Raw genomic sequence first — 23,756 nt, 5'->3', positions numbered from 1 at the left:
CTCGTTGTTTACAGGTTGATGTTGATACCTAAATTATAAGCCTTCTGAATGGGGTAGTTGAACCCGTTGCCACCCAATTCAGGGTCCCACAGATCAAATTTGGTGATATTGAAAAGGTTGAGGCCGTTTACATACACACGGCAATATTTCAACCCTATCCGGTTTACCCAATTGACAGGCAGCACATATCCTATCTCAGCGGTTTTCAACCGCAGGAAGCTGCCGTCGCGCATCCACCAGGTGCTCCGTTGAAGGTTATTCTCAATAGCCTGCGAACTGACGCCCAACCTGGGATAGAGCGCATAGAGGTTCTGATTTTCCTCAGACCAGTGATCGTCCGCAAATGCCTGCAGCACCTGGCTCTGGCTTTGTATCTGGGGAGAAGGCGGTATAATGAAAGGGCTCACGGAGCGGGGATCTATAAAAAAAGAAACATTCGACTGCCCCTGGAACCGTGCATTTATTTCAAGGCCTTTATAATTCACGGAAAAACCGAAGCCATACATGATCTGCGGTGTAGTGGGCAAGCCAATCGGCGCACGGTCCGCTACGGTGATGCGACCATCTCCGTTCAGGTCGCGGTACTTGATATCCCCTCCTCTCACCGCATTGCCGCCAAACTGCTGAACGGGCGAAGCGGCAGCTTCCTTGTCATCTACAAAGAGGCGCTCCGCAATGTAGCCGAACTGCTGGCCCAGCATAGTACCTGAAACATACCGCCATGGTTCTGCATACTCCGGCTCTTCATATACACCATACTTTCCTTTGGAAAAGGTAAAGTTGGACATGAACTGCACCCTGAAATTCCTTGAAAAGTCTTTGTTGTAATTCGCCGTAAGGTCCAGCCCCTGCACTTCCACCGTACCTACATTGGTAAGGATACCTGCTTCCAGGCCCATACTGGACGGGATGTTCCGGCTCATCAGGATGTTGCTGCGGTCCTGCGTCCAATATTCCGCAATCAGATCGAAATTCCTGAGCAACGTCATTTCGATCCCGGTGTTGAATATTTTGGCCGTTTCCCAGGTCACGTTCCTGTTCTCATAGTTATTGATCCTTACACCACTGCGGTTATATCCGTTATTTAAACCAAAGGAGGAACCGTTGCCTGCGGTAAGGTTTACATCAGACAAATAAAAGAAACGCTGGCTGCCGATATCATCATTACCACTCAAGCCATAACTCGCCCTTAGTTTAAGAGAGCTCACAATATCCGTCAAGCCTTCGCCCCAGAACTTTTCCCGTGAAACGATCCAGGAGGCGCCGATGGTGGGGAAGAAACCATACCGGTTATTTTCAGAGAAACGTTCCGAGCCATTATACCCGAAGTTGAATTCCAGGAAATAGCGGGAAGCATAATTATAGGTGGCTCTTCCGGCAAGGTTCATATTCCTGTAAGGCAATGAATACTGCAAGCTGGGCTGCCGGGTATTTGGATCAACCCCGTTGGCCACCAGCCTTTGCTGCCTTATCGTGATCAGCGAGCCGGAAATATTATGATCGTTCAGCTGTTTGGAATATTCCAGTTGCGCCTGGAATTGCAGGAAGGTATTGGCATCCTTTCTTCCGGGCGAATACACCAGGTATTCCGTGGCCGCTCCATTATTGCCGGAACCGGGGCTGCCCTGAAATACACCGCCCGGCAGTGAATTCAGCCAGGTGAGCTTGTATGTATTATCTGCCCTGTTGTAATCTCCGGGCAGCACGTTATAATAAAATGGGTTGTAGGCCATTGTATTATCGAAATAGGAATACCGGTTGGTATTAAAGAAGCCATGCGCCTTTAGTCCGGGTGTGATAAAATCCAGGTCCTGGTGCAACTCTACGGTAGCGGACATGCGGGACTCGGAGAAACGTTTGTACCCTCTCAGCATTTGCGCATAGGGATTGGAATAGCCAACACCGTTGTTCTGGCCCGAACCGGTGCCCGTCTGGCTGGAATTGCCGAACAGGATATGCTGTGTCAGGCGGTTGGCCGAATCCGGCTGATAGAATGCCGGAAAGAGCACCGGACTGGTATGCACCGCCGCGCTGTACAGGTCAGAAGAGAACGAAGCGTCGTTGGTAATGGGGCCGTTGTAGTCATTGAAATTGCCCCACAACCTTAATACCAGTTCCGTTGATTTGGTGAGCTTCACATTTACGTTGGACCGTAACTGATAGTTCTTGTAGTTCACGTTGTTGTTAAAATTATTGGCCGCATCCCGCTTCAGCATACCATTGTCATTACTCAGGGAAGCAGAGACCAGGTAACGGGCAAATTCTCCGCCGCCGCTGACATTCACATTCGCCCGCTGGGTAGTGGTGGTTTTCCGGAACAGCATATCCAGCCAGTCCACAGCCGGATATACGTAACCATTGCTACCCGGAGCATTCTTCATGGTCTGCTCCGTATTGTATATTTTATCCGCATCAAAAACGATGGGTTGCAGCGGGTCACGCGTGGTACTGGCTTCATTATACAGTTTCATGTAAGTAACAGGATCTGCCAGTTTGATGGTTTTGGTGGGTTGCGAGATGGCGTTCTCCAGCACTACATTCAGCTGCGTCTTCCCGGATTTACCTTCCCTGGTGGTAACGAGAATAACACCATTGGCCCCTCTTGCTCCATACAATGCCGTGGCACTGGCATCTTTCAATATGGAAAAGCTGGCAATATCCTGCACCTGCAAACGGGCAAGATCGTTAGCGGTAAGCTCCACGTTATCTATCAGGATCAGCGGGTTCTGGCGGTAACCGAACGTGGTAACGCCCCTGATGAAAAAGTTGGAATTATCCAGGCCCGGCTGCCCGCTGGACTGGAAGCCGATCACACCCGCCACCTGCCCTGCCAGGGCATTGGTAAGATTACTGGCTGCTGTTCTGAGGTTACCGGGAGTAATAGTGGATACAGAACCTACTACAGATTCTTTGATCTGCTTTTTTCCAAAAGCCGTGATCACCACATCATCCAGTTTTGTCTCCGCTGACCGCAGTACAATAGTCAGTTCTTTCTTCAGGTCAGTGACGGTGATGACCTGCTCCTGATACCCGATGAATTTGAACAGCAGCATCTCACCGGCGCTTATCTCCAGTACAAACTTGCCGTTCGCATCAGTAGCAGTTCCCCTGGATTTAGTACCGGTCACCATTACGCTGACGCCGGGAAGCGGTGTGCCGGTAGAGTCTTTCACCGTTCCGATAACGGAGGACCTGTCTTGGGAATAAGCATCGGAAAAATGTAAACAGCAAGACAGGAGCATGCATAGGCATGCCGTGCCGAGGCGTAGTTTTTTACTCATACACATCGTGTTAGAATTAAGAAAATAATTGCGTGTTAAAAGGGCAGATAACGTGGACCGGACAACAGCATACAGGATCAGGGCGTACCTTTCCCCCTCCGTTTCATGCCTCAGTTCGAGAAAACAGATTATTGGTTAATAATGGTAAAATGAAATATCAGTCTTGATCTCAATAATAGATTTGCAGGGCTGTACAGTTCTTTATGCACGCATCAATTGCATGATCATATTCGTGGAACTTTCACAACTGTTACAACCTGATTTTTCAAAAACACAATTAAGGGTGAACGAATGTTAGGTCTGTTGAACTTCAATTTATGCTGAAAGGCTATGGAATTTTACAAATCAATACACACAAAAAAGAGTAACTCCAACTAAACTAATTCAATTATTAAAAAGAAAAAAGAAACCTTTCTATTTAGATAAAAAAACATCAACAATAGCTACTATCCTACAAAATCGCGGATATGACCCATCAGCATTTCTTCTTAAAACGTTATGTTGTTCCTATAGTTTTGTTCTTTCCTCTTCTACTGTTATCGCATCCTTTCCATGGGATGTTCTTTAAGCAACTGCTCCGTGGTATAAAAATCTTTTTTACTTTCTATGGCCTGCCTCACTTTTTTCACTTTCTCCGGGGAAACAACGGGGCCGTTATTCCCGAAAGAGTTGCGGACGTAAGTCAATACCGCTGCTACTTCCTCATCTTTCAGCAATCCGCCAAAAGGTGTCATCGGCACCTGTCCCGGATACATTTTGCCATTTACGTTTATTGGTCCCATCAGTCCTTTAAGCACCAGTTTGATCAGCCTTTCTTCACTTCCTGTTACCCAGTCAGTAGATGCAAGGGGAGGAAAACCGGAAGCCGTGAGCCCTTCGCCATCAGGCTGATGGCAGGTTCTGCAATATCCTTCCTTGTTATAAATAATTTCCCCCTGGTTGAACAATGCCAACGCTGCACCTTTAAGTTCAGTGCTTTCCTTTTTCTCCCTTTCTCTCTGTACATTCCGCCCGTTTAAATGTGCTTCGGCCGTTCTGTATGCAGGCACCATCCAGCTGTCCATCGGCAATTCACTGGCGGCTGCAAGAACGGGAAGGCCTTTTTCTTTACCGATCCAGGAAGCGGCCACAATAGCCATCAGCCTTACGCGGCTACTTTCATCCCTGGCTGCGGCCACCAGCAGATCCGCCTGATCAGGCACCTGATGCCCGGTGTACCGCACTACCTGCACTGCTGCGGCCCTTACACGGTACTCCTTCGCTTTCAGCAGCTGCTTTAAAAGTCTTTGATCTGCTTTACCCATTCCCCAGCTCACCCAAAGCCCTTCGAGCAAATGGTGTTCATACCGGGGATCGCTGGTATCCAGCGCCGCTATCCAGGTTGCCAGTTTGTCCAGCACTGCAGGCATGTCGCGGCCCCTCAGTTCCCGGCGGGTCCTGTAGCGCGTTCTGTACTCCGGCAGTTTAAGGTTCTCAAAGAGTTCTTCGATACTGGCATCCGCTATCTTTGCCGGTTTCACCAGCGGCCTGGCAGGATAAGTAACGCGGTAGATCCTCCCATGCGAGTGATCCCGTAAAGGGTCCCGCGCATTATGCTGCATATGCCCGATGAGGATATTGTGCCAATCCACCACGTATAGCGAACCGTCGGGCGCAAACTCCAGGTCTACCGGGCGGAAATTAGGATCGTTGCTCACCAGCAGGTCCATACGAAAACGACTTTTGTAACCCGTTCCATCATCTTCCAGCGTATGCTGTTTTGTTCCCAGGAAGCCAATGGTATTATTGATCAGCAGGTCGCCCTGTACTTCATCCGGGAAATGCCGGCTTGATACGATCTCAATACCCGATGTAGGCCGTACCAGATGTTTCTCTTCTATCAGTTGCCGGGATTTGTGCGTAGCCTGCCCATACCTTGGCAATACTGTTCCCGGAAGCATCCAGCGTACATCCGGACTGGATGTTTCCGCAAAGAAAGGCTGCCCCCATTCATCGAAGGTGATGCCCCAGGGATTGGGAATAGACAGTTGCGCCGTGCGCTCCAGCTTCTTCCGTTTCGGATCATACCTGTAAAATCCGCCGTTGGTAGCATATACCGGGCCGTAAGAAGTTTCTACATTGGTACGGAGGAACACGCCTTCTCCTGAATAGATCGCCCCCGATCCATCCGTTGTGAATGCATGATGGCTGTGGTGTGAATCATGATCATCAAAGCCGCTGAGCAAAATTTCTTTCTTGTCCGCTTTGTCATCTCCATCGGTATCTGTCAACAGCACCAGGTCAGTTCCCTGCGATACATATACGCCTTCCGGCGCCATCTCGAAGCCGAGCGGCAAATGGAGCCCGTCTGCGAACACCGTTTGTTTATCCGCCTTGCCATCATTATCGGTATCTTCAAGGATGATGATCTTGTCGTCAGGCTTTTTGTCTCCCACTCTATATTGCGGGTAGGTAGGCATCGTTGCTACCCACAGGCGCCCTTTGTTGTCAAACGACAACTGCACAGGGTTAGCCAGCTCACTGAATTCCGTTTCTGAAGCAAATAGCTCAACCTTATAACCCGGCGCCACTTTCAGGCTGTTCAGGGCTTCCTGTCCGTAGCGATACTGCAGGTTGCCATTCTTGCGGCTGGGTGAATAGTTGGTTTTAACCTCCGGCAATACGCTGGTATGTTTATCGGCAGCTTCCACATCCATCTTCTCCCCTTTTGAAGCGGCGAGCCAAATGGCGGTGTCCCGGATAGCCGTCATCTCCCTGATCTTCTTTATTTCGGCGGGAAAATTATCCGGCCCGTAAGGTTTGTACCTGCGGCCATAAACATGCACGCCGTTAGGAATTTTATAATCGTTCAGCCACATCCAGTTCTTTTCCATCACTGCATCATGCACCAGCGCTCTGTTCTTTTCCGCAGCTGGCGTACCTTCTCCAAAGATCTGATCAGCCAGCAATACCCCGAGTCTTTTATACCCTTCTTCATTCAGCTGGGAACCATCGATGGTCAATGGCGCTGCTGTTTCTTTATACCATTGCAGGGATGGCGTAAATGCGTCTACGAAAAGTACTTTATGCTGCGCGGCTACCTCTTTCATGGCTTTGGTGTACAATTCGAGATTTTCATTTTCTTTCCGGCCATCCGGCAGATCGTATTTATCGGAGAGGTCCTCAAAAGCAATGGGAGAAACGATCACCAGCTGCGGTGCGGAAGTGCCATTGTATTTTTGCTCCAGCGTCCATTTGATAAAAGCATCCAGTTCTGCTTTATAATTGTCCAGTCCGGCTTTTCCTGCAAACGATTCATTAAACCCGAAAAAGGAAATGATCACATCTGTTCTGAGCCTGGTGAGCCATTGATCAGGCGTTTCAAAAAAGCCTTCACCAGGGTCTCCCATTCCGGCCCAACTGGCAGTGTCTTTTCTGTTCACCAGGTTTGCCCGCTCGGCCTGGAATTTCTCCGCGCCGGGGAAAGCCCAGGGGGAGTTCCTGCTGGCATGCGGCCGGAAGCCCGGCGTCTCTCCTCCGTCACACATGTTACGAATGAAAAGGTCATGCGTTGGAAAGCGGAGATATAACTCGGTTTCAAAATTATCGTAGTGGACCATCCTTGATCCCAGGTTATTACCGATCAATGCAATGCGCGCCCCCTTTTCAATAGCAAGGGGAGCAGACGCTTTGAATGTAAGGGCATACAATATCACTATTGCAGCCACAACCCCTATGAGCGACAGAATGCCGGTCTTTGCAAGTCTCATGATCCTGTGAATATTTATTTAGCAACGCGGTAAGGCACCTGGATATCTATCTGGCCTTTCCATTCCTTTGGTACTTCCAGCCCCAGTTCGTCGTGAATGGCATTGATCACGAGCCGCTGAAAAGCTGCTATCCTGAAATCTTCCGGATGCCCGAGCGTGGTCATAAAAATCTTTCCTCCGAATGAATTGGTGCCGGTCCAGGCCACCGGGTTCTCCACTGCGGCTCTTTCCGGATTTACGGCTTTGCCGGTAAGCAGTGACGTGGAACCCTTAACGGGATAATCCGGCACTACATGATATAACCATGAGCGAACGTGGAAATCCTTTGCTACGCCTGTCAGAACAGGATGACCGGCTTCTTCGGGAACGATGCTTACATCTGTGCTGCTGCTATGCCCATAGTGCGTATGTCTGGCTTTTCCGCCCCAGCCCGGAGGCGCATTCAAGGCAAATTCCCCAAAGGCGTTCCATTTCTCGCTGGCATGCCCCTTGGGAAAATTGAATGCATGCGTGGTGGTGCGGAAACCCATCACAGGTTTTCCTGTTTCCAGGTATGCTTCAATATGGGCAAGCTGTTCCGGAGGAAGCCTTCGCCAGCGCAGGTAGAATACAGCCAGGTCCGCATCCTTCAGGGCTTCCAGGCCGGGGATATTCTCTTCGCTGTTATGGTCCGGAGAGGATTTGAGCACGATGGTCCTCATACCATAATTCTTTTCCAGCTCCGCCGCAATGACAGGCAGCGTTTCCTCACCACTGTATTCATGGTCTCCGCACACAAAAACAACGAGTGGCTTTTTTGCATGCTGCGGAGATGAGATACAGCCCAAACCGGTGCTGAGCGTTAATAACAAACCGATGTAAAAAGTGTTCATCATACCAGGGATATTGATTATCATACAAACGCGTTACGATTATATACACTGTTCCATTCCGGCTCACGGCCTGCAAGCACTGCCACAACATTGTTCACGGTAAGCAGGCACATCCGCCGGTAGGTAGCGGCTGTAAGGCTGGCAGTATGCGGCGTAACGATGGCACGCGCATGCTGTACAAGCGGGAGGCTCTGAACAGGCGGCTCGTCCGGCAGCACATCCGCCCCAAAACCTGCGATCTTCTGCGTGTTCAAAGCATCCAATAGTGCTGCGTGGTCGATCAATGCGCCTCTTGCGGTATTGACGAGAAATGCGCCGGGTTTCATTAAAGCCAGCTGCTTTGCTCCTATTATATTTTCCGTTTCTTTATCCAAAGGCAGGTGAAGGCTCACTACATCAGCCTGTTGCAATACCTCCTCCATAGACCTGTTCTGATCCGACCGGCTCCAGTACAGCACCTCCATCCCGAATGCCTCTCCCAGCCTGGCCACGCGCTTTCCGATATTCCCCATGCCCAGGATGCCGAGGGTTTTGCCATTCAGCTCATCGCCTGCATATTGATTGCGCCAGTTCCAGTCGTTCTGCCTGACACGCTCCACCGATCCATACAGGTTGCGCATCAGCATCAGCATCAGGGCGAGGGTATGCTCTGCAATGGTAGCCGCATTACTGCCCGGTGCATTGATCACCCGTATCTTTCTTGCCGTTGCTTCGGTTACATCTACATTATCCAGTCCAACACCGCTCCGCGCCGCCACTTCCAAAAGCGGGCATGCATCCATCAAAGCCTTATCGATCCGTTTCTTACCCCTTGTAATGATGGCATGCACTTCCACTTTGCTCAAAACATCTTTCAAACTGCCCTCATCGTATCCTGTGAATACGTTCACATTTTCCCGGAGCACAGCTAATGCTTCGTCTGCAATGGATTCAAGCAACAATACGTTTTTCCTCATGGGTTATTATGATATAGCGTAGCGTCATCAGACCTGTATCCTCTGAAGTCGTTCCTGTTCGAAACATACAGCCCTTCTTCGTATAAATCGTCTTCGAATATCCGGGGATCCACTTCCGCTCCGGGTACGGAGGAAATTTCCACCAGGTTACCGGCAGGATCGCGTACAAACATCTGCATGGCCCCGTCCGGCAGCTTCCTCACCTTCCCCCAGGGATTTATGTCAATGGCCTGCAGTGCTTTCATGCGAAAAAAGATGCTGCTGAAATCATCTACCTGCACGCAGATATGCCCGCGAAATGAAGTACGGTCCTCCCATTCCGAAATATGCAGTTGCTGCTCATCGTTAAACCGGAAAAACATCACGGGATAGTCGAACCGGAAAGCCGGCAGCGGTTCCAGGCCGAGTTCCTGCTGATAGAAGGCCCCTGCTTTTTCCAGGTTGTCTACAATGAGTGTAACGTGGTTGATTTTAAGTGCTTTTGCCATAATAGATCATTTAAACAGGCTGCTTGAACTGCTTCACAAAATCCCAGTCTGGTGTTACGCCTAATCCGGGTGCGGTTGGCACGGCGATCTCGCCATTCGTAACAGTGATCCGTTCCTTCACCAGGTCGTACATCATAGGATTTCCTCCAAGGGAAAACTCAATGATGGTTGCCGAAGGTGAGGCAAACGCTACGGTTACCCCCGCCATGAAAGAAAAGGCAGAACCCCAGCAATGAGGCGCCAGTTCTACCTGGTTTACACCGGCAAGATGCCCTACGCGCATCGCTTCTGAAATACCGCCAATGATAGCCGCATCCGGTTGTACAACGTCAATTGCCCTTAGTTGTAAAAGGTCCTGTATATCAAAACTGGTATATTCACTTTCACCGGCGGCGATGGGGATGTGTGTGGAAGCCCTCACCTCTGCGGTCCCCTTTCTGTTGTCCGGACTGATGGGCTCCTCAAACCAATAGACATTACAATCTTCCACCCCTCTGCAAAACTGCTTCGCCTCGGGTACGCTGAAAGTTCCGTGCGCATCCGTCATCAATTTGATATCCGGCCCCAGCGCGGCCCGTGCCGCTTTTACCCTGTCTATGCTTTTCTGAACGGTACCATCCATCACGCCAACGCGCATTTTTACGCCCTCAAAGCCCTTGTCCACATAAGCTTTCAACTGTGCGCCGATATTGTTCACATCAGCCCAGCCACCGCTTGCATAGGCCGGCATCCTGTCCCGGCATGCCCCACCGAGCAGATCCACCACGGGTACGTTCAGCATTTTGCCTTTCAGGTCCCACAACGCGGTATCAATACCGCTCATCGCAGATATTGTCAGCCCGCGCCTGCCCAGGATCGGGAACTTTCTTCCTCTTGCCAGGGCGTAATGGTCCCGCGTGCCGTTGTACATCTCCTCCCAAAGACGGGTGATATTCCTGACAGACTTGCCCAGCAGCATGGGCTTCAACTCCTTTTCGATACAGTATGCAATGGATGCGCATCCTCCTGATGATCCCACTGCAGCTTTTGCTTCCCCGAATCCCTGAAGTCCTTCATCCGTTGTGATGACTACCAGCGTCATATCAAAATCGGTCAGCAATCCATAATCCGAAGTATGTTGTTTTTCCCCGGGAATGGGACAGCGTAACCAAAACGCCTCTACGTTAGCTATTTTCACTCGTTATATCAGTTTTGACAAGGTATCATATGATTGTTGCGTGAGCATGGTATAAAATTCCTCCGTAACGGAAGAGCTGCCATGATCTGTCAGGAATTTCTCCTGCTCGGGCGTAAGGTTTTGCGGCTTTTCATCAATGGAGCCCGGGTAGGGATTGACGGGCGTACGATCCAGCGGCGCACAGAATTCTACGGAAAGCACGCTGTTATAATTCACTTCCCCAAGTGTATCAATGATCTTCTTCCAGTCAAGGTGCCCCATTCCCGGCGCCATTCTGTTGCTGTCCGCCACATGAAAACCGGCCAGCTTTCCCCTGGCCTTCCTGATGGCTTCAAACATATCCGTTTCCTCAATGTTCATGTGAAAGGTATCCAGGCATACGCCACAGTTGGGGCCGGTTTCCGCGGCAAGTGCCAATGCCTGCTCTGCCCGGTTGATGAAATAGGTTTCAAACCTGTTGATAGGTTCTATCCCAAGCAGTATGCCTGCCGATTCGCTGTATGCATATATTTCCTTCATGGAGTCAACCGCCCACTTCCATTCTTCTTCCGGCCTTCCATCCGGCACCATCTTCCCTACCGTGCCCGGCACCACAGACACCATATGACCATCCAGCTCCTTTACCATTTTCACCACATCCTTGACATATTGTACAGATGCAGCGCGTTGCGCTTCATTCCTGGCAAGCAGGTTACGCTCTCCCAGCATCAGGGTTACGGAGCCCCAGCAGACAAGGCCATGATCCTTCAGCAGCTTTCTTACTGCTTTTGTATCATATTGCTCCGGGCTTCCGGCAATTTCGAATTTAGTGTACCCCAGTGCAGCTGCTCTTCGTATGGTTGTTTCTACCGTTTCAGCGCGCATCCAATTATGTATCGCAAGTTCCATAACGTGTTTTAACGGGTGGTGGTCAGTTTGTAAACGTGAAAACTATATGACAAACTTATTCAGACTTCCACTGAAATAAAAGTACTTCATTTGCCAATTTTCAATACTATATTTACCGTAATAAGATTTTTTTCCTCCCGGGAACAAGTATTGTACCAAAAATAGTAATATGAAGCCGACAAGGATTCCATATGGCCCGCAAAAAAACAAGGATGAACAGGTGAAGGTTTCTTACCGGCACATATCCACGCATGAAGACGCGAGTTTTGCTATCAAGGAATACTGCCAGCCGCGCTTCACCAATACTTTCCATTTTCACCACGGGTACGAGGTGATCCTGATCGTCAAAAGCGCCGGCCACGTTTATGTGGGCAATAAGGTGATGAATTATCACGCGGGGGAGATATTTATGTTCGGACCTGGCCTGGTACATTGTTTTTCCAGCGACAACCTGCCCCGCGGCGCCGGTGAAGTAGCACATGCGATTGTATTGCAATTCACCGATGATTTCATGGGGAAAGATTTTTTCGACACCCTGGAATTGCGAAAAGTAAAGGAACTGTTGCAGCAATCCGTGTATGGCATAAAATTCAACAACAAGCTGCCCTCCCTCAGCACGCTGTTCTTCGGGTTCCGGCCCAATCAGCAGATGAGGAACCTGATCCTGCTGCTACAGATACTGGAAGAGCTGAGCCTCAGAAGCAAGGAAAGCGCATTATTGCTGACAGACGACACCAGGAAGACGCATTATAAGGAAAGCGACTCTAAAAAACTGGCTTCCATTTTCAACTACGTATTTGAGAATTATCATCATCATGTGGACATCAGGGCCGCCGCTTCCCTGGCCTGCATGAGCGAAGCCGCCTTCTGCCGCTACTTCAAAAGGAACACGCACAAAACATTCTCGCAGTTCGTCAACGAGATCAGGATCAGCCACGCCACGAGATTATTGATAGGAAAAGAGAACAACATTACGGACATCTGTTATGCCTGTGGGTTCGACAATGTTTCCTATTTCAACAGGCAGTTCAAAATCCATCAGGGAATGACGCCCAGGGAATACCGCAAGGTGTTTATTGAAAGTAATGCCGGCAGTCCTTTTTTGCGGCCTACGGATTAGGATTGGCAGACATGAAGCAGTTTACCGGCTCGTCTTTCAACACCCGGAATTTTGTCTGCGCAATGACCCGCGCATCATCTTCTCCCGGCAGATCTGCAAACGTTCATACATAAGGCATCCGCCCCGGCGCATCAGATCAAATCCGCTGCGCCTGTTTACGCCACTGCATATGCTGCATAAGCGCACCGAACACGAGGCAAACGATTATCAGCATCGCTATCCATCCGATGAACGGTACCAGGGACACAAGTTTCAGGAGTATAAAAATGCCCAGGGAAGTCCATACCAGGTTCCAGAACTTCCAGGCCTTTTTATACCGGATGTTTACCCAGTTCGCAATGATAACAGCGGCAATCACAGTTGACAGCAGCACAAGAGAAATATAAGCGGTCAGCAGCAACATTCCCAGGGGCAGGCCGATCAGGCTGATACATATAATGGCAATGCCAATGGGTGCCAACACGAGGAAAAGAAAGCCGTAGCCTGCAAGCCGGAGGCTATTACCGGCGAGCGAAGCCCCAGCCTTTTGCATCATACCGCCAAACAGGTACTGAATGATCAGGATGAAAAGAAAAACGGCGCCCAGGTACCACAACAAACCGAGGGCGGATGCGTAGCCAAGGTATTCCCATCTGGGTGTTTCCATTTGCAGGGATTCATCGAAAACGGCCTGTCCGTTTCTGACAGACTGCCTGAAGTCCGTCTGGCGGTCATCTGCCCAGTACCTCACCGATTGAAGGAATGCCGCATTCGGACCTATTTGTATGTCCCGCGCTGCCAGTATTGCATCCCCACCTACAGTACCATTTATAGCGATGGTACCGCTCCGGCAGTCCAGATGCTTTTCAATACTCCCATTGATCTGCATATCACCAGCCCCGGCCTTAACAAAGTCCTTAACGGTGCCGTCAAGTTTCACTTCTCCCCCTCCTGCGATCATGCTGCCTCCAATAATGGCAGTTCGGGCAATATGCACCCTTCCTCCCGAAACTGCAAGATCTCCCGCCACAACCCCATTGATAAACAGTTTGCCGCCAACGCAGCGTACATCATCACCGATATGGCCATTGATAGTCACTTCACCTCCACCGGCCAAAATATCGTTGGTCACGGAATCATTAATGATCACGGTACCACCAGCCACCACAAGGTCTCCGTGAACAGGAGCATTGATGATCACGGTACCGGCCGCTATATACAAATTTTCATAAACAGGCTTGTCGATCGTAATCCGTTCACCGAATTGCTGTTTTTGGGCCGGTGAGGACAATGGCAGGAGCAACCAGAGCAGGGGAAGTACTTTTTTCATAGCTTTTGTGTTTTGCAAATGAAGAACAGGGCGGCCGGCGGCAACCACTATCCACCAAGTTAGGCCTGTCGGCGCCTATGGGAAATGACGGGATACCGGGTTGGCCATGATCTTCGTCAACGACCGGAGCCCCGCCGGAATAATGCTCACTGCCGCATGATCCTCCCGTCATCCATTTCTATGATGCGATGCGTGCGTTCCGCAAACTCCTGGTCATGTGTTACTATCAGCAGGGTCTGGTGATAGGTTTCTGCCAGCTCTTTGAAAATATTGAAGACGATCTCCGAATTTTTTTTATCAAGGTTGCCGGTCGGCTCATCTCCCATGATAATACCCGGGTCGTTGATGAGCGCCCGCGCAATAGCCACTCTTTGCTTCTCCCCGCCGGATACCCTGTTGGCTCGTTTGCTGGCAAGATGCTCTACGTGCACCATCTTCAGTTTCTCTATCGCGCGATGTTCTATTTCTTCTTCCGTATAACGGCCCAACTTCAATGCCGGCAACATCACGTTCTTCAATACGGAGAACTCATTGATCAGGTAATGGAACTGGAACACGAAGCCGATCTTTTCGTTCCGGATAGCCGCCAGCTCCGCTTCCCTTTTCCCTGTTACCACTTCATTGTCTATCAGCAGTTTTCCTTCATAGTCAGTGTCCATGGTGGACAGTACGTACAACAAGGTGGATTTGCCGCAGCCTGATTTCCCGATAATAGATAAAAACTCCCCTTTCTCCACGGAAAAGGAAATATCCTTCAGTACGCGCAACTGTACGGGATCATGAAAATCCTTGCTGATATGGTTTGCTTCAAGTATGATGGCTGCCATGTTATTTTCCTCTGATAATGATGACCGGATCTATTTTGCTCGCCTTCCTGGCCGGGAACCATCCCGCCAGAAATGTTGTTATCAACGAAAATGTCAGCCCGATCACATAATATATCATGTCATAATTGACGGGATAGGTAGTGATCGTGGGCAGCGCAGCCGTTTCAAAAGGAACGCTGTCTATCGCCATTGACACCAGGTAACCGAAAAGAAGCCCGGCTACGCCGCCGGAAAGACCGATGCTCAATGCCACCAGCAGAAAAATACGCTGCACATCACGGCCGGCAAAGCCGGTAGCCTTCATAATGGCGATCGCATCCATCTTTTCATATATCATCATGTTGAGGATATTGTAGATACCAAACCCTGCCACAATGAGCAATGTGATGCCCACCGCATATGAGATCAGCGAGCGGATAAAACTCCCTGTTTCGAACTGTGAGTTGGCGGTCTGTATATCTTCCGCATCCGTCTGGAACAGTTCCCGGTATTCTTTCGCTATGGCAGGCGCCTCGTTGATATCGTTCAGCTTTACCTGGATGTCTGTAATATAGTTGCTGGTTTTGCCCAACAGCTTCTGCGCGGTGGCAATAGAGGCATAACTTTGCATATTATCGAACTCCTGCAGGCCTGACTGGAAATACCCGGCGACTTTGAGCGGAAAGCTCCGCCCTTGTGCTGTGGTGACCTGTACGATATCCCCTGTTTCCACCTGGAGCTTTTCCGCCAGGCCTGTTCCCAGGATAATGCTGTTGGCGATGTTATCGATATCGGCCAGGTTGCCGGCGACCACATAGTCGCCAAAATGAAAAAGTTCGTTCTCTGCCAGCGCATCCACTCCGTTCACAATGCCTGTGATATCAATGGGACCATCGGTAAAAAATACCCGCGCCGTGATTCTCGGGGCCATTCCCGCTACCCGCCGGTCTCCCCGGATGGCCTGCATAATGGCACCGCTGTTATAGATCTCATCGCGGCTATTTACAGATTTGACGGAATGGATGAAGTGATGATACCCGTTATACGCCTGCGCTAAACGGACCGGCTGCAGGGGATTCGGCTTAATTTCACTATACAGGCGGATGTGTGGCGTCCTGTTCAGCACCAGCCCATCCAGCAGATCGTTCAGCCCGTTCATGAAACCCAGCAGGGCAATGAACATGGTGATACCGAACATCACGCCCACGGCAGCCACCAGCGTCTGGCGCCATCTGGCCATCAGCAGCGATCCGGCAATATCCAGAATGAGTTTTCCGTTCATCGGTCAGGTTTGAGTATGATGTCACTGGTATCCAGCCCGCTGATGATCTCCGCTTTCTGGTAGTCTTTCAGGCCCGTCACCACTTTTTTCCTTTCCCCGTTTTTCAGGATCACGTACGTTCCCTCCGCCAGGTATTCCCTGGGAATGGTCATTGCCCGCTCCTTATGCCGGATCATGATATTCGCCTCCACAGTCAGGTTAGGGTATAATGTTGCGGGCCGCGAAATGAATGCCGCGTCCACCGTAAAAGCCCTGGAGCTTTCGTGCATAACAGGATTGATACGGGTGATCTTTGCTTCGAACAACGAGCCCCGGTAGCTGTCCATCGTCAACATAACGGTCTGTCCCACCTGCAGCCGGGCAATATCGTATTCGTCTACCTGCAATTCAACAAGAAAGGAATCAGCTCTTCCCACCAGGGCTACAGGGCTCTGCGGTGTTACCAGCTCCCCCGGCTCCGGCAGCACATCATATACCCTGCCCTCCATCCCGCTGCGCACCAGGTAATCATTCACCTGGCTGTTGCTGATCTCCAGGTTCTTGCGGGATTGCCTGGCATTGAACGAAAGCTGCCGCTGCAGGTCACCATATTGCAGAACGGCAGACCGGTAAGCGGTAGCAGAGTTCCTGCTGGCCAGTTCCCGTTGCTCCAACTCATGCTGCGAGCCAATGCGCTGCGACCAGAGCCGCTTTTGTCTTTCCAGCAGCAAAGCATCATTGTCCATTTTACTTTTGGCCAATGCTATCTGTGCTTTCAGTTCTTCCAGCTTTTCGCCGCTGGCATTCTCTGCGGCGAACCGCTCCGCCAGCCTCGCATTCTCCCCGCTTAACCGGGCGGTTTCCCCGCTGATGGCAAGAATAGGGGTCCCGGTTTTTACCGTATCGCCTTCTGTAACAAAGACCTGTTGCACCACTCCGCTCACAGTGGCAAAAACCCTGTATTGCCCCATGCTTTTAACGATCCCGGATGCATAAACAGATTCCGTGACGGGTTCCATTACAGGGGAAGCCTGTTCCCGTTTTCCCGAGCAGGCGGTGAGCAGCAACAACAGCGCTGCAAAAATTTTATAACAATATGGTTTCATCATACCTGGCAGTTAATGTGAAATTACCCATGGAGAGCGACCATTGTAATGCGGACAGTCATTGGATGCGATGACAGCTGTCATCCTCTGCCCGCATTGCACCATGTAGCTTCGCGTATAATGCTGCAAAAACTGATCTTACTGCTTTTCCCCGGCCTTATTATGATTTCCGGGTATGCACAGGAGAAAAAAATGAACATTTCCTCTCCCGCCGTTCCCTTTATGTCCCTGGAACAGCGGCAGATGGCGGTCAGGGAACCCCTTCCCCCCGGCCCTGGCACTGATAGCGGCAATTTCCGCTATGCTGCGGCCAAATGCTTGCCGGGCGTTGTACGGGTATTCTCCACATATCCTCCCGGCTACCGGCCGGCCTTCGGTGATCCGTTCCTCGATATTTACAACGAATTGTGGCAGCATGGCGCCGGGCCGGCCCGTGGCAGGGCTTCCGGTGTAATGCTCACTGATGACGGCTATATCGTCACCAATAATCATGTAGTACAAAATGCCGTTTCACTGGAGGTGGAATTGCCCGATCAGCGAACCTACACCGCACAGGTAATAGGTACAGATTCCGCAACGGACCTGGCATTGCTCAGGATCAGCGAAAAGGGCCTGCCCTTTATCCGGTTCGGCAGCCGGGATAATATCGCCGAAGGCGACTGGGTGCTGGCGATCGGCAACCCGTTAAGCCTTACCTCTACCGTCACCGCCGGCATCGTGAGTGCAAGGAACCGCAATATCAATGCGGGGGAAGGCACTGACGGCCCTTTTTTCTTTATCCAGACCGATGCCGTGATGAACGATGGCAGCAGCGGCGGCGCATTGGTGGATATCAATGGCAGGCTGATCGGCATCAATACGGGGATTATCACGCCAACAGGCGCCTATGCAGGTTATGCATTCGCCATCCCGGTGGAGGTGGTGAAGAAAGTATGTGACGACCTCCTGCAATACGGCACCGTGCTGCGCGCCTATATGGGCGTATATGCCGGGAACACGGCCAATGCCCGCGGGGTGGTGCTGGACAGCCTTGTGTGGAATGGCCCGGCCATGAATGCCGGTCTCCTGCCGCAGGACACGATCATACAGATCAATGACATGCAGATCCGGACGATGACAGGCTTCCATGAAGCCATGCTCCTGCAAAGGCCGGGAGAAAACATCACGGTTCAGGTACGCCGTAACGGCGCCAGGCTGTCGCTCCCGCTCGTACCAGATAGCCAAAAAGAAGACCTGGCTCTGCGCATCAGGAATCTCTCCGCATTACTCCGTCACATCGGCATAGACGTGACCGAAATCCTGTCTCAAAAAAGAAAAGACCAGTTGAATATAGATGGTGGCCTGGAAGTGACCAGGGTTTTCCGCGGAAAAGCTTACTGGTCAACCGGTATGGAGCCGGGATTTGTAATATTGTTCGTAAATGACAAGCCGGTGCATTCGAAAGATGCGCTGTTCAGGCTGCTGAAAAGCCATAAGGGGAAAGTGCTTGTCAGCGGCATCTTCCCGGAATATCCTTCTCTCCTGCATCACTATACATTTTCGCTGTGAGCGCAGCAGCAGATCAGGCACCTGCAAACCAGCGGCGTCAATGAAAACCGGAATTCTGCTCGCGGACGAACAGGAGATCCGTCTCCCCTAATGCTATCCTGCGGCCGCTACCGCTCCTTTCGCAGCAAATCCAGCAGCTTCCTGTCCAGCTGCTGCCCATGCCAGTCCTCATACTGCACATCCGTTCTGCGCGAGTTCAGCACACCAAAATCACCGCTGAATTCCCATAACCCGAAGCCTATGCCCTGGCTCCCCAGCACATCCAGCACATCGCCAAACCAGGCGAGAAAAACATCATGCGGGGTTTTGTTCCAGCATCCGCATTCCCCGCAATGCACGCCCACTCCTTGTTTCACCAGATCGACCCACGGCTGGTAATGTTTTTCCAGCATCTGCCGGTCGAAATACCGGTTTCCCATTTGCCCGGGCCACTTCGGCTCCGGCAGGTCCGTGATATCCTTATTCGCCCAGGGCGCTTTATAATGCGATATCTGGCCGGGATAATACCCGCGGCAGCTCTGGGCGATATCCAGGTCTGTGATCTCCGGCACCACGGAACTGCCCACATCATTACCATCTGCAATGATCAGGCGCTCCGGGTTTTCTTTACGGATGGCGGCAGCGGCGGCCTGTGCCACCTTGCGGTAAACCTGCCCGGGGACGGAGGAAACCTTTGTATGCTGGTCATTCATATCTTCCCGCATCGCCGGTTCGTTCACCAGGTCAAAACTGATCTTCGACGCCGGCACCCCGGCGAAACGTTTCGCCCAGAAGTTCCAGTGAAAGCAGAAGGCTTTCAGCGCCTCCTCATCTCTCCATAAATTATAGGGTTCATAAAACCCGGCATTGATGCAATAGCCGGGAGCGCGGTGCAGATTGAGGCTCACATGCATATTGTACCGGTGGGCCATGGCCACCAGTTTTTCAATTTCCTCCACCCGGCGTTCATCTGTTTTGTACACTTCCTCCGGGGTGATCCGCCTGCTGCGGTCAATATCCAGGTAATTGGGATAGGCCATGGGGATGCGCACAAAATCGAATCCCCAGTCACGCATCCAGCGGAAATGATCTTCGGGGGTCCGGGGGCGGGACTTTGCCGGATCGGGCGAGAAAAAATCAAGGAGGTTGAACCCTTTCCAGGCCGGGAGCTTGTTGGGCTTCGGGAGAAAAGATCGCCCGCCTGCTGCCGCAGTGCCCGCCAGACCTAAGCCTGCTGTCAGCAATCCCGCATTTTTGATGAAAGAACGCCGTTCCATGACTGTAATTTTTAACGTGAAATTTTCGCCGGCAGCCGGCCATCAGTCCTGCTGCCTCATCCGCAAGTTAATATCCAGTCGCAATTAACCGGCTTTTTTTTGATGCGCCGCAATCTCCGCGCTCCGCTATGACCATTCTAATATTATTTATAGCTTTGCCTGCTTAAAGAACCACTGCATGCTAAAACAGACCGGCAACCAGAAAGACATCTACACGCGCGAAGTGATCACCCGCTTCGAACTGTACAACAGTTTATTTTTAACCCTGCCTTTTTACCAGGTTAAAGATACCGGCATTCTGCTGCCGTTTTTCACCGCGCACTGCGAAAAAGGCGTAGCCCGCCTGGAATCGCCCACAGCCATCATCGAAGCTTTCTTTAAAGAACGTACACCGGAAATAGATGAACGCGAGCAGATCAACCGCCTGTTCCGCTTTATCCAGTATATAGAAAGACAGGTAGTGCTGTTTGATGCGATAGAGGACTCGTCTTTCAGCAAACTCAGCAAAACCGACGGCAGCGGCACCCTCCAGGGCATGCTGCAACAGATCTCCGGGGAAGATGAACTGCGGGACAAGATCAGCGAAAAGCTGCGGGACTTCTCCCTGCGCCTGGTGCTGACCGCTCACCCCACCCAGTTCTATCCCGGAACGGTGCTGACCATTATGACGGACCTCACCGAGGCCCTGAAGGTCAATGATATCAATGCCATCAACCTGCTGTTGCAGCAACTGGGCAAAACGCCCTTCTTCAATAAAACCTCCCCTACCCCGGTAGACGAGGCAGTAAGCCTGATCTGGTTCCTGGAGCATGTATTCTATCATGCGCTGGCGGAAATACAGAGCCGGATCAGCGAAGAATTCGATACCGGCGGCGCCGGCATACTGGAACTGGGCTTCTGGCCCGGCGGGGACAGGGACGGGAACCCGAACGTTACCACCGGGTCCACCCGCACCGTGGCCGCCACACTGCGGCAAACGATCTTCAGGTGTTATTACCGCGACTACCGCACGCTCAAACGCCGCATCACCTTCCGGGGGATAGAAGAGCCCATGAACAAACTGGGCAGCCTGCTGTATGACAATGCATTCAATCCCCAGCCCGGTACGGCCGATCTGCAGCCCGAAATGACCGGTCTGCTGGAAAATATAAAAGAAACGCTCAACAGGGATCACGACGGCCTCTTCGTCAATCTCGCGGACGACCTGCTGCTGAAGATCCGCCTGTTCGGCTGTTATTTTGCCAGGCTGGATATCCGGCAGGACAGCCGGGTACTGCGGAATGTGTTCCGTTACGGGCTGCAGCAGCCCGAGCTGAACAACGGGCTGCCGGCAGACGGGTACGATAGTCTTCCCGAAGATGAAAAACTGCAGCTCATCAGCTTCAATGAAGTGGACTTCCCCTGCCAGGAAGCTCCCGTACAGGGCGTAGATCCCATGATCAACGATACCCTCTGCACCATCAGGCTGATGCGCAGCATCCAGCAGCAGAACGGGCAAATGGCCAGCCACCGCTTCATCATCAGCAACTGCCAGCAGGCATCGGACATCCTGCAGCTGATGAACCTTTTCCTGTGGTGCGGCTGGACGAAAGAAGACCTTACGGTTGATTTCCTGCCGCTCTTCGAGACCATCAACGACCTGAAGCATGCGGCAGATGTGATGGAAAAGCTGTACACGCATCCTGTTTATAAAGCGCACCTGGAAAGGCGCGGCAACCGGCAGATGATCATGCTCGGTTTCTCCGACAGCACGAAAGACGGCGGATACCTCATGGCCAACTGGTCCATTTACCAGGCAAAGGTTGAGCTGACCGCCATCACCAGGAAATACGGCATAGCCCTGACCTTCTTTGACGGCAGGGGCGGCCCTCCCTCCCGCGGCGGGGGCAAGACCCACCGTTTCTATGCCGCCATGGGCGAGGAAGTGGCCAACGATCATATACAGCTGACCATACAGGGACAAACCGTCAGCTCCCTGTACGGCTCCACAGAAACGGCAAAATACAATATCGAACAGCTCGTCAATGCCGGGCTGGCGCCTGTGTTGCATCCCGGCCACCGCGATCATCTCTGCGGAAAGGAAAAAGAACTGATCACCGCGATGGCGGAAGAGAGCTTCGGGAAATTCGTGGCCCTGCGCGAGCATCCGGTATTCGTGGAATACCTGGAGAACCTCAGCCCCCTGAAGCTCCTCTCCAACATCAATATCAGCAGCCGCCCCACCAAACGGAATGCCGGCGCCGCACTCAAGCTGGAAGACCTCCGGGCCATCAGCTTTGTGACCGCGTGGAGCCAGCTCAAACAAAGCGTTCCCGCTTTCTACGGCGTAGGCTCCGCGTTGAAAGCCACCAGGGATGCAGGTAAGTGGGAAGATATCGTTGCATTGTACAAATCATCCGGTTTCTTCAAGACGATGATCGATAACTGCATCATGTCCATGTCCAAATCCGATTTCCGCATTACCGCGCATCTTCAGTATGATGAGCATTACGGCCCGTTCTGGACCCAGCTGAAAAACGAATTTGATCTCACGAAGGCATTATTGCTGGAACTGACCGGCACCCGGGAACTGATGCAGGAATATCCGGTGGAGAAGCATTCCATCGCCATGCGCGAACGGATCATGCTGCCGCTGGTGGTCTTGCAGCACTATGCCTTGCAGAAGGCAAAAAATTCCGGTGATGAGGAATTGAAGAATGCGTATGCGAAGCTGGTGATCCGCACCGTCTATGGCATTGTGAATGCAGGCAGGAACCTGGTGTAAGGCGCGCGCGGCTACGCCAGCATGATGCCTTCGCCGGAAGGTTCGCCCCCTTTCATCAGTTGATCAACACTCCCCAGCGTGGTTTCCGCGATCTGGGCCAGCGCCTCTTCCGTAAAGAAGGCCTGATGGCCGGTGACCAGCACATTCGGGAAACTCATCAGCCGTTGTATGGTGTCATCTTCAATAATGCTGCCGGAAAGGTCCTTGAAGAACAGGTTTTCTTCCTGCTCATACACATCTATTCCCAGGTAGGCGATCTGCCCCGTTTTCAGTCCTTCAATAACATCATTGGTATTGACCAGCCCGCCTCTGCTGGTATTGATCAGCGTCATGCCTTTTTTGGCGAGACCAAGCGTTTCCCGGTTGATGAGATAACGGTTCTCCGGGGTGAGAGGGCAATGCAGGGAAATGATATCCGATTCTTTCAACACTTCCTCAAACGGCAGATACTCCACACCCGTGGCCGCAAGTGACGCGTCAGGATAGGGATCATAAGCCAGCACCCTGCAGCCGAAGCCGAGCATGATCCTGCAGAAAGCGCGGCCGATCTTGCCGGTGCCGATCACCCCTGCGGTCTTCCCAAAGAGGTTAAAACCCAGCAAGCCGTTCAGCGCAAAGTTCTGTTCACGTACCCGGTTGTAGGCCTTATGCGTTTTCCTGTTCAGCGTCAGTATCATGGCGGCCGTATGCTCGGCCACCGCTTCGGGTGAATAGGCCGGCACGCGGCATACCCGGATGCCGTGTTGCTTTGCGGTCTCCAGCTGCACATTATTGAAACCGGCGCAGCGCAGGGCGATGATCTTCACCCCTTTTTCCGCCAGTATGCCAATCACCTCATCCGTCAGCCGGTCGTTCACAAAAACGCAGACCACGGGAGTGCCTTCCGCCACGGCATTGACGATATGCGGGCCGAGGTGGGTTTCCAGGAATTCCAGTTCAAAGCCGTAAGGGGCATTGTGCCGGGTGAAGAACTCGCGGTCGTAAGGTTTCGCAGAAAAGAAGAGGATTTTCATCAGTTCATATTAATTCTTTACGGGTCTGATGGAGCCTTCGATGATTAAAATGATCATTCCCCTGTTGGCCTAATGATAATTTTAATCATGCCGGCTTCATCAGTTCACAAAATACACATATCCCGCTGGTTTTCCCGCGTTTTGCCCAACTGCGGGTACCCG

The 23,756-nt window shown here is 51.6% G+C and carries 16 protein-coding genes; 3 read left to right on the top strand and 13 right to left on the bottom strand.

The features are described from left to right. Nucleotides 1–8 precede the first annotated feature (8 nt). The 7 genes from FW415_RS11720 to FW415_RS11690 form a co-directional block, all read right to left on the bottom strand. Nucleotides 9–3,281, bottom strand: coding sequence for a TonB-dependent receptor (locus FW415_RS11720; RefSeq protein WP_148385053.1), 3,273 nt, complete (start codon nucleotides 3,279–3,281; stop codon nucleotides 9–11). A 536-nt stretch (nucleotides 3,282–3,817) separates the two neighbouring features. After that, complete coding sequence (locus FW415_RS11715) at nucleotides 3,818–7,030, bottom strand: PVC-type heme-binding CxxCH protein (protein WP_148385050.1); 3,213 nt, start codon at nucleotides 7,028–7,030, stop codon at nucleotides 3,818–3,820. 14 nt (nucleotides 7,031–7,044) lie between these two features. Further along, nucleotides 7,045–7,905: a ThuA domain-containing protein gene (locus FW415_RS11710; protein WP_246859011.1), complete on the bottom strand. Its 861-nt coding sequence runs from the start codon at nucleotides 7,903–7,905 to the stop codon at nucleotides 7,045–7,047. Between the two features lie 17 nt (nucleotides 7,906–7,922). Beyond that, nucleotides 7,923–8,858, bottom strand: coding sequence for a 2-hydroxyacid dehydrogenase (locus FW415_RS11705; protein ID WP_148385045.1), 936 nt, complete (start codon nucleotides 8,856–8,858; stop codon nucleotides 7,923–7,925). After that, complete coding sequence (locus FW415_RS11700) at nucleotides 8,855–9,346, bottom strand: VOC family protein (RefSeq protein WP_148385044.1); 492 nt, start codon at nucleotides 9,344–9,346, stop codon at nucleotides 8,855–8,857. Before FW415_RS11700 ends, FW415_RS11705 begins: the two co-directional genes overlap by 4 nt. Nucleotides 9,347–9,356: 10 nt before the next feature. Next, on the bottom strand, nucleotides 9,357–10,523 hold the full coding sequence (locus tag FW415_RS11695) for a mandelate racemase/muconate lactonizing enzyme family protein (RefSeq protein WP_148385041.1): 1,167 nt from the start codon (nucleotides 10,521–10,523) through the stop codon (nucleotides 9,357–9,359). A gap of 3 nt (nucleotides 10,524–10,526) precedes the next feature. Further along, a complete protein-coding gene (locus FW415_RS11690; protein ID WP_148385039.1) occupies nucleotides 10,527–11,411 on the bottom strand; it encodes a sugar phosphate isomerase/epimerase in 885 nt (294 codons plus the stop codon). A 169-nt stretch (nucleotides 11,412–11,580) separates the two neighbouring features. On the opposite strand from FW415_RS11690, the gene FW415_RS11685 reads away from it, so the two are divergent. Next, nucleotides 11,581–12,531, top strand: coding sequence for an AraC family transcriptional regulator (locus FW415_RS11685; RefSeq protein WP_148385037.1), 951 nt, complete (start codon nucleotides 11,581–11,583; stop codon nucleotides 12,529–12,531). A 136-nt stretch (nucleotides 12,532–12,667) separates the two neighbouring features. Here FW415_RS11685 and FW415_RS11680 read toward each other — a convergent pair whose 3' ends face one another. From FW415_RS11680 to FW415_RS11665, 4 genes are all read right to left on the bottom strand, one after another. Beyond that, entirely contained in the window at nucleotides 12,668–13,840 is a 1,173-nt protein-coding gene (locus FW415_RS11680; RefSeq protein WP_148385035.1) for a hypothetical protein, read from the bottom strand. Nucleotides 13,841–13,986: 146 nt separating this feature from the next. Continuing rightward, nucleotides 13,987–14,667, bottom strand: coding sequence for an ABC transporter ATP-binding protein (locus FW415_RS11675; RefSeq protein ID WP_148385031.1), 681 nt, complete (start codon nucleotides 14,665–14,667; stop codon nucleotides 13,987–13,989). A 1-nt stretch (nucleotide 14,668) separates the two neighbouring features. After that, nucleotides 14,669–15,928 carry an FtsX-like permease family protein gene (locus tag FW415_RS11670; protein ID WP_148385029.1) on the bottom strand — a complete coding sequence of 420 codons (1,260 nt, stop codon included), beginning with the start codon at nucleotides 15,926–15,928 and terminating at the stop codon, nucleotides 14,669–14,671. Further along, nucleotides 15,925–17,016: an efflux RND transporter periplasmic adaptor subunit gene (locus FW415_RS11665; protein ID WP_246859010.1), complete on the bottom strand. Its 1,092-nt coding sequence runs from the start codon at nucleotides 17,014–17,016 to the stop codon at nucleotides 15,925–15,927. The genes FW415_RS11670 and FW415_RS11665 overlap by 4 nt, the downstream gene beginning before the upstream one ends. A gap of 189 nt (nucleotides 17,017–17,205) precedes the next feature. On the opposite strand from FW415_RS11665, the gene FW415_RS11660 reads away from it, so the two are divergent. Further along, nucleotides 17,206–18,561, top strand: a complete 1,356-nt coding sequence (locus FW415_RS11660; RefSeq protein WP_168208780.1) for a trypsin-like peptidase domain-containing protein — start codon at nucleotides 17,206–17,208, stop codon at nucleotides 18,559–18,561. A 107-nt stretch (nucleotides 18,562–18,668) separates the two neighbouring features. Here the strand turns inward: FW415_RS11660 and FW415_RS11655 are convergent, their stop codons facing one another. Next, a complete protein-coding gene (locus FW415_RS11655) occupies nucleotides 18,669–19,817 on the bottom strand; it encodes a glycoside hydrolase family 5 protein (protein WP_148385024.1) in 1,149 nt (382 codons plus the stop codon). A gap of 178 nt (nucleotides 19,818–19,995) precedes the next feature. Here FW415_RS11655 and FW415_RS11650 point away from each other — a divergent pair, with 178 nt between their 5' ends. After that, a complete protein-coding gene (locus tag FW415_RS11650; RefSeq protein ID WP_148385022.1) occupies nucleotides 19,996–22,581 on the top strand; it encodes a phosphoenolpyruvate carboxylase in 2,586 nt (861 codons plus the stop codon). Between the two features lie 11 nt (nucleotides 22,582–22,592). Here the strand turns inward: FW415_RS11650 and FW415_RS11645 are convergent, their stop codons facing one another. Then, nucleotides 22,593–23,594: a 2-hydroxyacid dehydrogenase gene (locus FW415_RS11645; RefSeq protein ID WP_148385020.1), complete on the bottom strand. Its 1,002-nt coding sequence runs from the start codon at nucleotides 23,592–23,594 to the stop codon at nucleotides 22,593–22,595. Nucleotides 23,595–23,756: the final 162 nt, after the last annotated feature.

Source organism: Chitinophaga sp. XS-30, from assembly GCF_008086345.1.
In the GTDB taxonomy this organism is placed as follows: domain Bacteria; phylum Bacteroidota; class Bacteroidia; order Chitinophagales; family Chitinophagaceae; genus Chitinophaga.
The sequence above is the reverse complement of the archived record's forward strand: the minus strand, read 5'-3'. Positions and strand labels throughout refer to the sequence as shown.

Coding starts and splice junctions, on each gene's coding strand:
- FW415_RS11650 (WP_148385022.1), top strand. CDS start 19,996: ATGCTAAAACAGACCGGCAACCAGAAAGACATCTACACGCGCGAAGTG.
- FW415_RS11685 (WP_148385037.1), top strand. CDS start 11,581: ATGAAGCCGACAAGGATTCCATATGGCCCGCAAAAAAACAAGGATGAA.
- FW415_RS11690 (WP_148385039.1), bottom strand. CDS start 11,411: ATGGAACTTGCGATACATAATTGGATGCGCGCTGAAACGGTAGAAACA.
- FW415_RS11660 (WP_168208780.1), top strand. CDS start 17,206: ATGAACATTTCCTCTCCCGCCGTTCCCTTTATGTCCCTGGAACAGCGG.
- FW415_RS11705 (WP_148385045.1), bottom strand. CDS start 8,858: ATGAGGAAAAACGTATTGTTGCTTGAATCCATTGCAGACGAAGCATTA.
- FW415_RS11715 (WP_148385050.1), bottom strand. CDS start 7,030: ATGAGACTTGCAAAGACCGGCATTCTGTCGCTCATAGGGGTTGTGGCT.
- FW415_RS11665 (WP_246859010.1), bottom strand. CDS start 17,016: ATGATGAAACCATATTGTTATAAAATTTTTGCAGCGCTGTTGTTGCTG.
- FW415_RS11680 (WP_148385035.1), bottom strand. CDS start 13,840: ATGAAAAAAGTACTTCCCCTGCTCTGGTTGCTCCTGCCATTGTCCTCA.
- FW415_RS11645 (WP_148385020.1), bottom strand. CDS start 23,594: ATGAAAATCCTCTTCTTTTCTGCGAAACCTTACGACCGCGAGTTCTTC.
- FW415_RS11655 (WP_148385024.1), bottom strand. CDS start 19,817: ATGGAACGGCGTTCTTTCATCAAAAATGCGGGATTGCTGACAGCAGGC.
- FW415_RS11720 (WP_148385053.1), bottom strand. CDS start 3,281: ATGAGTAAAAAACTACGCCTCGGCACGGCATGCCTATGCATGCTCCTG.
- FW415_RS11670 (WP_148385029.1), bottom strand. CDS start 15,928: ATGAACGGAAAACTCATTCTGGATATTGCCGGATCGCTGCTGATGGCC.
- FW415_RS11675 (WP_148385031.1), bottom strand. CDS start 14,667: ATGGCAGCCATCATACTTGAAGCAAACCATATCAGCAAGGATTTTCAT.
- FW415_RS11700 (WP_148385044.1), bottom strand. CDS start 9,346: ATGGCAAAAGCACTTAAAATCAACCACGTTACACTCATTGTAGACAAC.
- FW415_RS11710 (WP_246859011.1), bottom strand. CDS start 7,905: ATGATGAACACTTTTTACATCGGTTTGTTATTAACGCTCAGCACCGGT.